Raw genomic sequence first — 13195 nt, 5'->3', positions numbered from 1 at the left:
CTCCAGGGAGCGGCTCCGCCGCGGACTCGGGCGTCCAACCCCCGAACATACCGCGACTCGCACCGTCAGTGCGCGATCGATTGTTGGGACGATGATCGACGCGCCACCGCACGGGGACTGCGAAACGACCCACCCGTCCCCTCGGGACCGCTCGCGCGCGACCGCCCGAAACGCAAGAAAAACAACGCCTGATCAAGGACCTAATCACTAGAACAGCGATCGGGATGCGGTGCCCCGCAGGTGACGCACCGGCAGGCAACCCGATCGACGCCGGAGGCATCGATGGCCTTTTTCAAACTCAAGCTCCACTGGCAGATCCTCATCGCCCTCGTCCTGGCCATCGCGGCCGGCCTGCTGGCCGGTCGCGAAGCCACCCTGCTCGGGGTCAGCGTCTATTCGATCTTCGACTTCATCGGGCAATTGTTCCTAAATGCCCTGAAGATGCTGATTGTACCCCTGGTGGTCTCCTCCATCATCGTCGGCGTCTCGGGCATCGGCGGCTCGCGCAATCTCGGGCGTCTGGGGGCCAAGACCATCGGCTACTACGTGCTCACCACCCTGCTGGCGGTGCTTGCCGGGTTGTTCGTGGTCAACCTGCTGCAACCCGGGGTGGTCGAGGGCTCGGCCCAGGAGGTCTTCGGCTTGAGCGCCGAGCGCGCCGGGTTCGAGGCGCAGTTCGCCGACAAGGACGCCGGCGACATCGTCGAGGTCTTCCTGCGCATGATCCCGACCAACGTGGTCGCCGCCGCCAGTGCCGGCCAGATGCTCGGGCTGATCTTCTTCAGCCTGCTCTACGGCTACTATCTCACCCGCATCGAAGGCGATCACGCCAAGGTCCAATCCGACTTCTGGAGCGGCATGTTCGCGATCATGATGCGGATCACCGACCTCATCATGCGCTTCGCCCCGCTCGGGGTCTTCGCCCTGGTGGCCAAGACCGTCGCCGACTCGGGGATCGAGGTCTTCGGCCCGCTGGCGCTGTTCTTCCTCACCGTGGTCGCCGCGCTCGGCATCCACTTCTTCATCACCCTGCCGCTGTTGTTGCTGCTCGCCGGCTTCAACCCGTTGCGTCACTATCAGGCGATGAGCGCCGCGCTGCTCACCGCTTTCTCCACCGCCTCTTCCTCGGCCACCCTGCCGCTGACCATGGAATCGCTGGAGAAGAACGCCGGGGTGTCCAACCGCACCACCAGCTTCGTGCTGCCGCTCGGCGCCACCGTCAACATGGACGGCACCGCGCTCTACGAGTGCGTGGCGGTCATCTTCATCGCCCAGGCCTACGGCATCGAACTCGGGCTCGCCACCCAGATCACCGTGGTACTGCTGGCGCTGACCACCTCGATCGGGGTGGCCGGGATCCCGGCGGCGAGCCTGGTGGCGATCTCGATCATCCTCGCCGCCGTCGGCCTGCCGCTCGAGGGCATCGGTCTGATCCTCGCCGTCGACCGCATCCTCGACATGATGCGCACCTCGGTGAACGTCTTCGGCGACTCCTGCGGCGCGGTGCTGATCGCCAAGAGCGAGGGCGAACAGGGCATCCTCCAGGGACCGGCGCGAGGCTGATCGGCGTCCCGGCGCGAACCATCGGAACGGCGGCCGGTCGAATCCGGCGCCGTTCCCGTCAACATTCCACCCCGAGCGCATGACCTCAACCGTGTCGCAACCCACCGACGACGACGGCACCGCCCGCGCCTTCCGCTCCCGCGTCCTCCGCCCCACCGAAGGCGTGTTCCTCTTCCACCCCCGCGCCATCGAGCGGCTGGTGGCCAAGCAGCTCGGTCCCCATGGCTACGAAGGCTCCATCCCCGAGCCGATCTATGCGCTGATGCCCTGCGCCGACTTCCTCCACGGGCTCGAGACCGAGAACCCCGAGGCGCTGGCGGTGATCGAGGGCCTCGACCTGCCCGCCGAGGTGATCCTGCTGCCGATCCCGCCCGAGCAGCGATTCGACCGTGCCGGGTTCGTGCGGCTGCTGCGCGACTACTGGGGCCGGCGCTTCGAGGCCGAGGTGGCGCGCGCCTGGCAGCTCGCCGGCGAGCAGGTGCCGACCCGCGCCACCGCCACGCTCATCGAGCTGATCGGCGCCGGCGCCTTCGCCGAGATCCGCGAGGTGCTGGGGCGCGACGGGCTGATCCCCCAGGGCATCGCCGACCCGCTCGTCTGCCGCGCCTTCGTCGCCCTGCTCGTCCGGCTCCACCGCTTCGCCCCGGGGACGCGCGGCTTCCTGTTCCCGGCGATCGCCGACTGGGCGGCGCTCGATGCCTGGCTCGCGACCCTCGATCTCGACCCCGACGGCGACCGGCTCACGGCGCTGCTCGCGCGCACCCGCCCCGATCGCGCCTGTGGCGAGGCGCCGCGCCAACTGCCACTGCCCACCGCCCTGCCCTATGGCACCGGCGACCCGGGGCTGAGGGTATGCGCCCCGCTGCCACCGCCCGCGCCGCGGACCCCGGCGACACCGGCCAGCGCGCCGCCCGCGCGCACCGCCACCTTGCACTCGGCCTGCCTGGCCGCGCTCCATCAGGGCTCGCAGCTGCCCCGACAGCGCTGGAACCAGCGCCTGCGCGACTGGCTGCTCAACGCCCTGGGTCCACTGCTCGCCGCGCTGCTCGCCCTCGGGCTGCGTCTCGAGCGGCGCACCCGCGGGCTGCCGGCGGTGCTGATGGCGCCCTACCTGATGCTGTTCCGTCATGCCATCCGCATGGCCCAGCGCGCCGAACTCAACGACCGCTATGCGCTGACCCTGTGGCAACTGGTCAACGCCGAGCGGCTGTTCCAGCGCATGGGCCAGCCCTGCGCGCCCGATGCCGAGCAGATCGCCCGGATCATCGCGCGCCGCATCGATCGCGCCCGCCAGGCACTCGGCGACCTCATCGCGGTGCGCTGGAAGCTGCCGCCGGGCGAGGCCCAGGCGCTGCGCGCGCTGATCGCCCGGCTGATCGAGGAGGACCGCCACGGTGCCAGCTGCCGCGCCGCCCGGGCACAGCTGCGGATGCTCGAGCAGGTGCTGCACGAGGGCCGCGCCACCTACTATCGACTGCGGCCCTTGCGCTGGATATTGAGCGGCGGACGCCAGCCCTTGCGCCAGATCCTCCCCTTCCAGTCGACGCTGAAGGCGTTGCACGCGCTCGACACCGGGCTGGCGAGACTCGACGGCATCGGCTGGACGGTGGCCGAGGTCGAGCGCTGCGCCGCGCCGCTGCGCACCCTCTCGGCGCGTCACAGCGAGCGATTGCAGACCCAGTTGCGCCCCCATCTCGTGCGGATCCTCGACGAGGCCGGCTTCACCCCCGACGACCACCGTCAGCGGGTCGCCGCGCACAAGCTCCTCTGCGAGCTGCTCGATGTCATCGAGCACCGCCGCCACCTGCGTTTCACCGATGTGCGCGACATCGTCGCGCGCAACACCCTGCGCCTGCCCGACCCCGGTCCTCGCGAGTTGCTCGGCGGCGATCGTCTGGCGCGCTTCGACCGCGCCGCCGCCCGCGCCCTGCCCGGCCTCTACAAGCCCGGCGAACTCTATATCAAGGGCCTGCAACAGCTCAGTGCGCCGCTCTTCGGCACCCCCGGCGGACGCCTGGCGATGCGCCACCTGCTGCTGCCCTTCGGGCTGGCCTTCCTCGGTCTCAAGACCCTCGACCTGCTCGTCGGCCTGCTCGTCCCGCCCGAGAGCCACCCCGAGCTGGCACCGCTGTGGCTGGTCGCCCTGGTGGCACTGATGGTCAACCTCGGCGTCTACACCCGCATTGGCCGGCGGTTCTTCATCGCCCTCTGGCAGGGGCTCGGCACCCTGCTGCGACTGTTGCTGTTCGACGGGGTGCGACGGCTGCTGCGCTGGCGCCCGATGGCCAACCTGCTCGCCACCCGCGCCATCCGCGCGCTCGACCACAACCTGCTGCGCCCGCTGCTCACCGGCACCCTGGCGCTGCTGCCGCTGATCGGGCTGGCCGGCCTGGTCGAGGGGCTCGCCATCGAGCCCGGCGCACCCTTGTTCGGGCTGGCCTTCACCCTCGGCATCCTGATCAACAACACCCCGCTCGGGCGGCGGCTGGTCGATCAGACGGTGAGCGCGCTCGGCGGCTTTCTGCGCCGCGTCAACCAGACCCTGGTGATCGGGCTGGTCAAGGCCCTGCTCGACTTCTTCAAGGAGTTCACCCGGCGCTTCCAGCAGGGGCTGCATCGCATCGAGGAACTGCTCAGCCACCATCTCGCCGAGTCGCTGCCCGAGCTGCTGCTCAAGTCGCTGCTGGCGCCGCTGTGGAACCTGATGCAGTCACTGATCCAGTTCTACGTCACCGTGCTGGTCGAGCCCCAGGTCAACCCGATCAAGCACTTCCCGCTGGTCACCATCGCCCACAAGCTGCTGCTACCCTTCCTGCCGGCGATCACCGGGGTGCTGGTGGCGCTCACCGAGTCGGTGCTGCCGAAGCTCATCGCCTACCCCTTCGCCACCCTCACCGTGCTGCTGCTGCCGGGGCTGGCCGGCTTCCTGGTCTGGGAGCTGAAGGAGAACTGGAAGATCTATGCCGCCAACCACCCGCGCTCGGGGCCGGCCCTGCGCCCGGGGATCGAGCCGGCGGTGATCGGCGAGCACGGCGAGAACATGCGCGCGATGCTGCGTCGGGGGATCCACAGCGGCACCCAGCCCAAGGCCTTCGACCGGCTGCGTCGGGTGCTGCGCGAGCAACTCCGCGACGAGCGCGCGGCACCCTGGCGGGTACACGAGGCCCAGCGTCGGGTGCACGGGATCGAGCGGGCGATGCAGCGTTTCTGCGAGCGCGAACTCGCCCACGCGCTACGCCTGCGCAGCGCCGAGCCCGGCTGCCGCCTGGCACAGGTCGAGACCCTGGCGCCACGGCTGGCGACCAATGCCTGCGCGCTCAGACTCGCGCTCAGACCGGCGAGGGCCCCCGCCGCCGCGGTGCAGCTCGGCATCGACATCACGCTGCGCGACGGGCGGTTGCACTACCGCGCCACCGCCACCGGCCCGCTCGCGCGGATCGAGCCGGAGTGCTGGCGTGCCATCGCCGAGGACATTGAGTTCTTCGCCGGGCGGGCCGGGGCCGAACGGGTGGAGATCCTGCTGCCGCCGGGCTGAGGCCGACTCAGTCGCGCCCGCCACCCGGCCAGCGCAACAGGATGCGCCCGGCGTTGGCGAGCTGGCGGCGCAGCAGGCGCCAATCCTCCCCGCCCTGGCGCGCGCCGCGCACCCGCAGCAGCCGCGCGCGGCTGGCGCGATCGAGCCGCCCGAGCAGGGCCGACCACAGTGCGTCATCGACGTTGTAGGCCGTCTCGGGCAGCAGCGCCACCGGGACGGCATCGGGCAGCGGCACGGCGAGATCGGTGCTCGCGTGCTCGAGCGCGGCGCGGATGTTGGCCGCCTTGGGACGAGCGGCGCTGTTGAGATCATAAGGCGGCGCCCACTCGCGCACCGGGCGCAACCGATCGATGTGCGAGAGCACCAGCAGCAGCGGCGGCGCCGGACGCTCGGGACGCGCGGCGAGATGGGCGCGCAGGGCATCGAGTCGCGCGCGTTCGGTGGCGCGATCGGGGCGGTGCGCCGGGCTCACCCACAGCAGCATGTCGGCGGTGTCGGCCGCGGCGTGCAGCGCCGCGTCGTCGAGCTGCTCCAGCCCCGGGGTGTCGAGCACCAACCCCAGCGCCAGACCGTCGCGTTCGAGACGCAGCGGGGTCGGCTCCCGGGTGGTGCCGGGCAAGGCGTCAGTGGCCAGACGCAGGCTGCCGAAGAGCGCATTGATCAGGCTCGACTTGCCGGCGTTGGCGCGCCCGAGCACCAGGATGCGCAGCGGCTCGTCGGCCTCGGACTCGCGCTCGGACCGGTCGAGGTCGCGCGCCGATTCATCGAGGCGCGGCGGCGCCGCACCCGGCGTCTCGTCGAGCGAGAGCCGACCGCTGTAGAGGGCGATGGCGTAATAGCCGACCTTGCGCACGTACTCGCGCAGCACCCAGGCATAGAGCTCGTCGCGCGCCAGCGCATAGCCGCGGCTGCGTAGCCGCGACAGCGCCTCGGCGAGCAACGCGCTGGTCGGACTGGCCACCCAGCGCCCGGCGCGATAGAGCCCGTAGAGACGCTCGGCGAAGCCCTTCCAGCGATAGAGCCGCGCCAGCATGCCGAGGGTGAGGGTGTGGCTGAAGGGGATCTGCTCGGTCACGCTGAGACGCAGGTCGTGGCTGGCGCGCTCGATCACCAACAGGGCATGCGGCAGGGTCAGCTCGAGCAGCGGCTGCTCGACCTCGGGATGGAAGTGACGGGCGACCCGCTCCAGGGTCTGCTGGCCGAGCAGCCCCAGACGCATCCCCTCGCCCAGCGGCCAGTCCTCCGGGCGCAGCTCGGCGAGCTGCTGCTCGACCACCGCCCAGGCGTCGACTCCGCCCGGGGTCCAGTCGGGGTCGGGCCCGGTGTGGGCCGCGTCCAGACAGGCGCGCTCGCGCCGCGCCGCGAGCAGCATCAGCCCGTGCCCGAGCAGCACGCAGAGCGCCCCGCCGAGCAGCCAGTAGAACACCATGCCCTGCTGATAGAGCCACCAGCCACCGGCGAGCAGCAACGCCAGCGGCGGCAGCGCCCAGAACGCCAGCGCCAGCGCGCGCCAGCGCCCCACCCAGCGCAACAGCGGATTCATCGCCGCCCCCGACCGACCAGCGCCCGTCCGCGCTCGAGCTCGGCGGCGAAGCGCGCGCGCAGCGCCCGCGCCTGGGTCTCGACGCCGTGACGACGATCGTTGAAATAGGCCCCGGCGGCCTTGCCCAGGGCATAGGTGGTGGCGCCGCTCGCGCTCGCCCCCCACAGCGCGCCGAGCGTCTGGCCGAGCCCGGGCACCAGCTTGACCAGGGCGCGCCCGGCGGCATGGGTGGCATAGGCCGCGCCCACGCCGATGCCGAGCAGGCCGAGGAATTCGCTGATCTCGCGCCGCGACCAGGGCTGGCCGTAGAGCGCAGCGAGGCTCTGCAACAGCTTGGCCTGGATCGCCGGCACCCCGACCAGATCGACCGCCGGCAACGCGCCGATCCCGGCTGCGGCCAGAGCATAGCCAACGATGTGCGGATGGGCGCTGCGCGCGAACAGGTCGCGCACCTCGGGATCGGCCCGCAGCAGCTCGGTCAGACGCAGGCTGGAGACCCCGTCGAGTGCCGACCACAGCGCCTCGATACCGTAGTCCGGTGGCGCGAAGCCGTCCTCCGGCAGGGTCAGATCGATCGCCACCCAACGCACCTCGGCCGTCCCCGGCAGCTCGCCGAGCGCGTCGCGCTGGGCGCGCAGCGCCCGGACCAGATCGTTCGGCAGGTCCATCGGCCAGGGGTCGTGGTCGAACCGATAGGGTGTCGGGTGCGGATCGGTGACCCGCGCATAGAGTTCGTGCAACCCGGTCTGGGCGACCACCACCGGCCACTCGGGGTGGCGCCGACGGACCTCACGCAACACCGCGTGCACCGCCTGCTGATCGGGATCGGCGACCTTCATCACCGCCAGCAGCAGATGCGACTGCGACTCGCAGAAGCGGATGTCCTCGGCCGGGTCGTAGTCGATCTCGCCGAGCCCGCGGGTGTCGAGGAAGCGCACCAGCGGCAGCTCGGCGGGGAAGTCGTAGAGCCGCGCGGTCCTGGTGCAGGGACGGAAGCCGTCGCCGACCTCGGCGGCGCTGCTCGCGGTGAGCGTGCGCACGATCGAGCTCTTGCCCGACTGGGTCTTGCCCACCAGCCACACCACCGGCGGCGGATGGCGCTCGCGCGCCGCGGCCAGGGTGCGCTCGAGCGCCGCCTCGTCGACCCGGGGGTCGAGCAACACCTCGCGCACACGCCGCCAGCGCGCGCGCCAGCCCTCGCCGTCCTGTTGATCCGATGACTCGGTCATGACCACCTCGTTACCGCTACCAGCTACCAGCTACCAGCTACCAGCTACCAGCTACCAGCTACCAGCTACCAGGGGGATTGAACCGCGAAGGCGCGAAGGACGCAAAGGGATTCGATGTTGCGCGGTGTCGAAGAGCGCCTACCGGAAGCTGGTGGCTCTTCCAGCTTCCAGCCACCAGCCACCAGCCACCAGCCACCAGCCACCAGCCGACAGCCGACAGCCGACAGCCGACAGCCGACAGTGGGGAGGGTTGGCGCGGATGATGGCGGCAGCGGCTGGTGTCCTGCGGCGACGGCGGGAAGAAGAACGCCCACTGGTGGCTGGGGACTAGCCACTGCTGGGGCTCTTTCAGCGTCCAGCCACCAGCCGACAGCCACCAGTGGGGAGGGTCGGCGTCGATGATGGCGGCGCGGTTGATGTCCAGCGGCGACGGCGGGAGGAAGAACGTCCACTGGGAGCTGGGAGCTGGCCACTGCTGGGGCCCTCTCCGCGTCCAGTCGCCAGTGGGGGGGGGAATGACATCCATGATGGCGGCAGCGGCTGGTGTCCTGCGGCGACGGCGGGAAGAAGAACGCCCACTGGTGGCTGGCGGCTGGACGCTGTTAGCTTTCCCTTCGCGTCCTTCGCGGCTTCGCGGTTCAATCCCTCCCGGCTGGCGGCTGGCGGCTGGCGGCTGGTAGCTAACCGCTGGCGGCTGCCCGCACGGTCTGGCATCCGCGGCCGGCTGTGTAATAATGCAGTCGCACTCAGCCACTCCCTCCTCGGCCCGTCACACTCCACGTCCAGGCGCGGCCGCGGGGGTGGTGTCGAACCATGTCTCATCGCAACGACCACGCATCTCGCGAGGTCATCAGCGCCACAGTTAAGGGTGAATCGTGTACGCAGGAGAACGCTTCAACAGCATCACACATCTGGTGGGCGCGGTGCTCGCCCTGATCGGGGTCACCGTGATGATCACCCTCGCCAGCACCGAGGGCGGCGCGGTACGGATCTCGAGCCTGACCATCTATGGGGTCACGCTGTTCCTGCTCTATCTGTTCTCGACCCTCTACCACAGCCTGCGCGGACGCGCCAAGCAGATCTTCCGCATGCTCGATCATCATGCGATCTATCTGCTGATCGCGGGGACCTATACGCCCTTCACCCTGCTCGCACTGCAGGGCAGCGTCGGTTGGTGGCTGTTCAGCGCGGTCTGGGGGCTGGCGGTGATCGGCATGATCCTCGAATCGCTGCCGCGCAAGGGCGCACGGGTGCTGCCGATCCTGATCTATCTGGCGATGGGCTGGCTGGTGGTGTTCGCGCTCGACCCGCTGATCGCGGCGCTACCGGCGGCCGGTTTCTGGTGGCTGCTCGCCGGGGGGCTCTTCTATACCGTGGGCGTGATCTTCTACGTCCTCGACGATCGCTTCCCCTGGTGCCACGGCATCTGGCACCTGTTCGTGCTCGCCGGCAGCATCAGTCACTACTTCACCATCCTGCTCTACCTATGACCGAGATCACACCCCAGGACGAGGCCATCACCGAGCTGCAGCTGCGCCTGACCTACCAGGAAGACGACCTCAAGCAGCTCAACGCGGTGGTCACCCGTCAGCAGACCGAGATCGACGCGTTGCGCGAGGAACTCGCCAAGGTCCGCGCCTGGATCAGCTCCGCGCTCAGCGCGCGCGATGATCAGACGGGCGGCGCACCCTCCGACGAGCCGCCACCGCCGCACTACTGAGCGGCGCGTTCAGCCCCGACGCCGTGGTCCGCCACCCGGACCGCGGCGCGGCGGGCGCGACGGCGCCATGCCGACGAGGGTCAGCAGACCGTTGAGTTCCTGCTCGTCGAGCGGTCGCCAGTTCCCCGGGAACAGCCGCCGACCGAGTTCGATGTTGCCGTAGCGCACCCGGATCAACCGGCTGACGGTCAACCCCGCCGCCTCCCACAGCCGCCGCACCTCGCGGTTGCGCCCCTCGTGCAACACCACGTGATACCAGCGGTTGGCGCCGCTGCCGCCGCGCGACTCGATATGGTCGAAGCGCGCCGGACCGTCCTCGAGCTCGATGCCCTGGGTGAGCTGGGCCAGCGTCTCCGGGCTCGGCTCGCCGAGGATACGCGTCGCGTACTCGCGCTCGAGCTCGCGCGAGGGGTGCATCAGCCGGTTGGCCAGCTCGCCATCGGTGGTGAACAGGATCAGCCCGGAGGTGTTGATGTCGAGCCGCCCGACGGCGATCCAGCGCCCCTGCTTGGGACGTGGCAGCCGACGGAACACCGTGGCGCGCTCCTCGGGGTCGCGCCGGGTGACCACCTCGCCCTCGGGCTTGTGGTAGACGATCACCTGGCGCTCGATGTCGCGCTGACGTTGCAGCCGCACGTCGCGGCCGTCGACGCGGATACGGTCGGCGCGGGTGGCGCGATCGCCGAGCGTGGCCAGCTCGCCGTTGACGCGCACCCGCCCGGCAGTGATCCAGCCCTCGATCTCGCGGCGCGAACCGAGACCGGCCTCGGCGAGCAGCTTCTGCAGCCGCACCGGCTCTTCCTGTGGCACCCGAGGACCCGGGCGTCGGTCATTCTTCATCGTTGTGTTGCTCCGGGACCGCACGCGCGGTCTCCTGGGACGTGGAATGGGGTTGGGGCGGCGCCTCGAGCGCCAACTCCTCGTTGAACAATAGCTCCGGTTCGCGGATCTCGGCCAAGGGCGGCAGCTCGTTGAGCGAGCGCAGCCCGAAGTAGTCGAGAAAGCGTCGGGTGGTGGCATAGAGCGCCGGCCGACCGGGGACGTCGCGATGCCCCACCACCCGCACCCACTCGCGCTCGAGCAGGGTGCGAATGATGTTGGTGCTGACCGAGACGCCGCGGATCTCCTCGATCTCGCCCCGGGTGATCGGCTGACGATAGACGATCAGCGCCAGGGTCTCGAGCAGCGCGCGCGAGTAACGCGGCGCACGCTCCTCCCACAGCCGCCCGACCCAGGGGGCGAGTTCGGCGCGCACCTGCACGCGCCAGCCGCTGGCGACCTCGACCAGGGCGATGCCGCGCTCGGCATAGTCCTCGGCAAGCTCGACCAGGACGCGATCGAGCGCCCCGCGCGCGGGGCGCTCGTGGTCCTCGAACAGCTGCAGCAGCCGCTCGCTGCTCACCGGGGCGTCGGCGGCGAACAGCGCCGCCTCGACGATCTGTTTAAGCCGCTGTGGCGTCATCGTGTTCCTGGCTCTCGTCGGCGCCGCTGTCGCGCAGCCGGACGTGGATCGGGGCGAAGGGTTCGGGCTGGACCAGCTCCAGGGTCGCGCTCTTGACCAGCTCGAGCACCGCGAGGAAGGTCACCACCGCGCCGGCGCGGCCCTCGGTGAGGTCGAACAGCTCGGTGAAGCGGCGGAAACCGCCGCCACCGAGCCGCTCGAGCACCATCGACATGCGCTCGCGCAGCGACAGCGACTCGCGCTCGACCCGGTGACTGACATAGAGATCGGCCCGCGCCAGCACCGCGCGCAGCGCGCCGATCAGCTCGTCGAGTTCGACCGGCGGCGGCAGCCGACGGATCTCGGTCGGCGGCAGCTCGGCGGCGACCGGGAAGAGGTCGCGTTCGAGTCGCGGCAGGGCGTCGATCGTCTGCGCGGCGCGCTTGAAGCGCTCGTACTCGAGCAACCGGCGCACCAGTTCGGCGCGCGGGTCGAGATCGCTCTCCTCGTCCTCGGCAGCTGCCGGGCGCGGCAGCAGCATGCGCGACTTGATCTCGGCGAGCATCGCGGCCATCAGCAGATACTCGGCGGCGAGCTCGAGGCGCAGCTCGCTCATCAGCTCGACATACTCCATGTACTGCGCGGTGATGTCGGCGATGGGGATGTCGAGGATGTCGAGGTTCTGACGCTTGATCAGATAGAGCAGCAGGTCGAGCGGTCCCTCGAAGGTCTCGAGAAAGACCTCCAGCGCATCGGGCGGGATGTAGAGATCCTGCGGCAGCGTCAAGACCGGCGTCCCCCGGATCAGGGCGAGAGGCGCGCCCGCCTCCCCGCCACCCTCAGCGGGCAGCGGGGCGGACGCGTCGCCCGTACGCACACGGGCCTCCCCGGCTCGATCCATGGACATCCGATCGACGTGCGCGCCGGCGCGTGACCGGGGGCGGCTCAGACCATCACCAGCGACATCGCGTGACGGACCTCTTCGAGGGTCTCGCGGGCGACGTCACGGGCCTTCTCGCAGCCCTCGTTGAGGATGCTGCGCACCAGCTCGGGCTGGGCGGCGAACTCCTCGGCACGGGCCTGGATCGGCTTCAATTCGGCACAGACGGCATCGATGACCGGCTGCTTGCACTCGAGGCAACCGATCCCGGCCGAACGGCAGCCCTGTTGCACCCAGTCGCACACCGCCGGGTCGGAATAGACCTGGTGGAACTGCCACACCGGGCACTTCTCCGGGTCGCCCGGATCGGTACGGCGCACCCGCGCCGGGTCGGTGGGCATGGTGCGCATCGCCTTCTCGACCTCTTCGGGACGGTCGCGCAGCGAGATGGTGTTGCCATAGGACTTGGACATCTTCTGGCCATCCAGCCCGGGCATCCGCGAGGCCTTGGTCAGCAGCGGCTGGGGCTCGGGGAGGATCTCGCGACCACCGCCCTCGAGATAGCCGAACAGCCGCTCGCGATCGGCCATGGTGATGTTGGCCTGGCCCTCGAGCAGCGCGCGCGCCACCTCCAGCGCCTCCTGATCACCCTGCTCCTGATAGGCGCGGCGGAGCTTGTCGAACAGCTTGCCGTTCTTCTTGCCCATCTTGCGCCGCGCCGCCTCGGCCTTCTCCTCGAAGTCGGGCTCGCGACCATAGATGTGGTTGAAGCGGCGTGCCACCTCACGGGTGAGTTCGACGTGGGCGATCTGGTCCTCACCGACCGGGATCTGGCCGGCCTTGTAGATGAGGATGTCGGCGCTCTGCAGCAGCGGGTAGCCGAGGAAACCGTAGGTGGCCAGGTCGAGTTCCTTGAGCCGCTCCTGCTGGTCTTTGTAGGTCGGCACCCGCTCGAGCCAGCCCAGCGGGGTGATCATCGACAGCAGCAGATGCAGCTCGGCGTGCTCGGGCACCCGTGACTGCACGAACAGGGTCGCGGCGCCGGGATTGACACCGGCGGCCAGCCAGTCGATCGCCATCTCCCAGATGTTGGCCGGGATCGCGGTGGGATCCTCGTAGGCCGTGGTCAGCGCGTGCCAGTCGGCGATGAAGAAGTAGCAATCGTACTCGTGCTGGAGTTCGACCCAGTTCTTGAGCACGCCGTGATAATGACCGAGATGGAGTCGGCCGGTCGGGCGCATCCCGGAGAGGACGCGCGAGTGTTGTGCGGAGACGGAATTCAAG

The 13195-nt window shown here is 70.0% G+C and carries 10 protein-coding genes; 4 read left to right on the top strand and 6 right to left on the bottom strand.

Translation table 11 applies throughout. From position 1 onward, the window contains the following. Nucleotides 1-282: 282 nt before the first annotated feature. Both EDC29_RS11840 and EDC29_RS11835 read left to right on the top strand, forming a co-directional pair. Nucleotides 283-1563, top strand: coding sequence for a dicarboxylate/amino acid:cation symporter (locus EDC29_RS11840; RefSeq protein ID WP_132230008.1), 1281 nt, complete (start codon nt 283-285; stop codon nt 1561-1563). Nucleotides 1564-1654: 91 nt separating this feature from the next. After that, nucleotides 1655-5098: a sulfite exporter TauE/SafE family protein gene (locus EDC29_RS11835; RefSeq protein ID WP_223806110.1), complete on the top strand. Its 3444-nt coding sequence runs from the start codon at nt 1655-1657 to the stop codon at nt 5096-5098. Nucleotides 5099-5105: 7 nt separating this feature from the next. Here EDC29_RS11835 and EDC29_RS11830 read toward each other — a convergent pair whose 3' ends face one another. Together EDC29_RS11830 and EDC29_RS11825 are read right to left on the bottom strand one after the other, a co-directional pair. After that, a complete protein-coding gene (locus EDC29_RS11830; RefSeq protein WP_123142814.1) occupies nt 5106-6641 on the bottom strand; it encodes a GTPase family protein in 1536 nt (511 codons plus the stop codon). Further along, entirely contained in the window at nt 6638-7870 is a 1233-nt protein-coding gene (locus EDC29_RS11825) for a YcjF family protein (protein WP_132230007.1), read from the bottom strand. Before EDC29_RS11825 ends, EDC29_RS11830 begins: the two co-directional genes overlap by 4 nt. Before the next feature lie 875 nt (nt 7871-8745). Between EDC29_RS11825 and trhA the strand changes: the two genes are divergently transcribed. Continuing rightward, nucleotides 8746-9360, top strand: a complete 615-nt coding sequence (gene trhA, locus EDC29_RS11815; protein ID WP_123141056.1) for a PAQR family membrane homeostasis protein TrhA — start codon at nt 8746-8748, stop codon at nt 9358-9360. Further along, complete coding sequence (locus EDC29_RS11810) at nt 9357-9590, top strand: SlyX family protein (RefSeq protein WP_123141057.1); 234 nt, start codon at nt 9357-9359, stop codon at nt 9588-9590. The genes trhA and EDC29_RS11810 overlap by 4 nt, the downstream gene beginning before the upstream one ends. A 9-nt stretch (nt 9591-9599) precedes the next feature. Here the strand turns inward: EDC29_RS11810 and rluB are convergent, their stop codons facing one another. From rluB to EDC29_RS11790, 4 genes are read right to left on the bottom strand one after another with little or no spacing between them, the layout of a single operon-like run. After that, nucleotides 9600-10430 carry a 23S rRNA pseudouridine(2605) synthase RluB gene (rluB, locus tag EDC29_RS11805; RefSeq protein WP_123141058.1) on the bottom strand — a complete coding sequence of 277 codons (831 nt, stop codon included), beginning with the start codon at nt 10428-10430 and terminating at the stop codon, nt 9600-9602. Next, on the bottom strand, nt 10420-11052 hold the full coding sequence (scpB, locus tag EDC29_RS11800; protein ID WP_005224190.1) for an SMC-Scp complex subunit ScpB: 633 nt from the start codon (nt 11050-11052) through the stop codon (nt 10420-10422). Before scpB ends, rluB begins: the two co-directional genes overlap by 11 nt. Continuing rightward, on the bottom strand, nt 11033-11932 hold the full coding sequence (locus EDC29_RS11795; RefSeq protein WP_123141060.1) for a segregation and condensation protein A: 900 nt from the start codon (nt 11930-11932) through the stop codon (nt 11033-11035). The genes scpB and EDC29_RS11795 overlap by 20 nt, the downstream gene beginning before the upstream one ends. A 44-nt stretch (nt 11933-11976) precedes the next feature. Further along, entirely contained in the window at nt 11977-13194 is a 1218-nt protein-coding gene (locus EDC29_RS11790) for a tryptophan--tRNA ligase (protein ID WP_082806104.1), read from the bottom strand. Between the last annotated feature and the right edge of the window lies 1 nt (nt 13195).

This window comes from Marichromatium gracile (assembly GCF_004343155.1).
GTDB lineage: Bacteria > Pseudomonadota > Gammaproteobacteria > Chromatiales > Chromatiaceae > Marichromatium > Marichromatium gracile.
The sequence above is the reverse complement of the archived record's forward strand: the minus strand, read 5'-3'. Positions and strand labels throughout refer to the sequence as shown.

Bases quoted from the DNA above. Each gene is read 5' to 3' on its own strand.
- rluB (WP_123141058.1), bottom strand. From the start codon at position 10,430: ATGAAGAATGACCGACGCCCGGGTCCTCGGGTGCCACAGGAAGAGCCG.
- EDC29_RS11830 (WP_123142814.1), bottom strand. From the start codon at position 6,641: ATGAATCCGCTGTTGCGCTGGGTGGGGCGCTGGCGCGCGCTGGCGCTG.
- EDC29_RS11795 (WP_123141060.1), bottom strand. From the start codon at position 11,932: ATGGATCGAGCCGGGGAGGCCCGTGTGCGTACGGGCGACGCGTCCGCC.
- EDC29_RS11810 (WP_123141057.1), top strand. From the start codon at position 9,357: ATGACCGAGATCACACCCCAGGACGAGGCCATCACCGAGCTGCAGCTG.
- EDC29_RS11840 (WP_132230008.1), top strand. From the start codon at position 283: ATGGCCTTTTTCAAACTCAAGCTCCACTGGCAGATCCTCATCGCCCTC.
- EDC29_RS11825 (WP_132230007.1), bottom strand. From the start codon at position 7,870: ATGACCGAGTCATCGGATCAACAGGACGGCGAGGGCTGGCGCGCGCGC.
- scpB (WP_005224190.1), bottom strand. From the start codon at position 11,052: ATGACGCCACAGCGGCTTAAACAGATCGTCGAGGCGGCGCTGTTCGCC.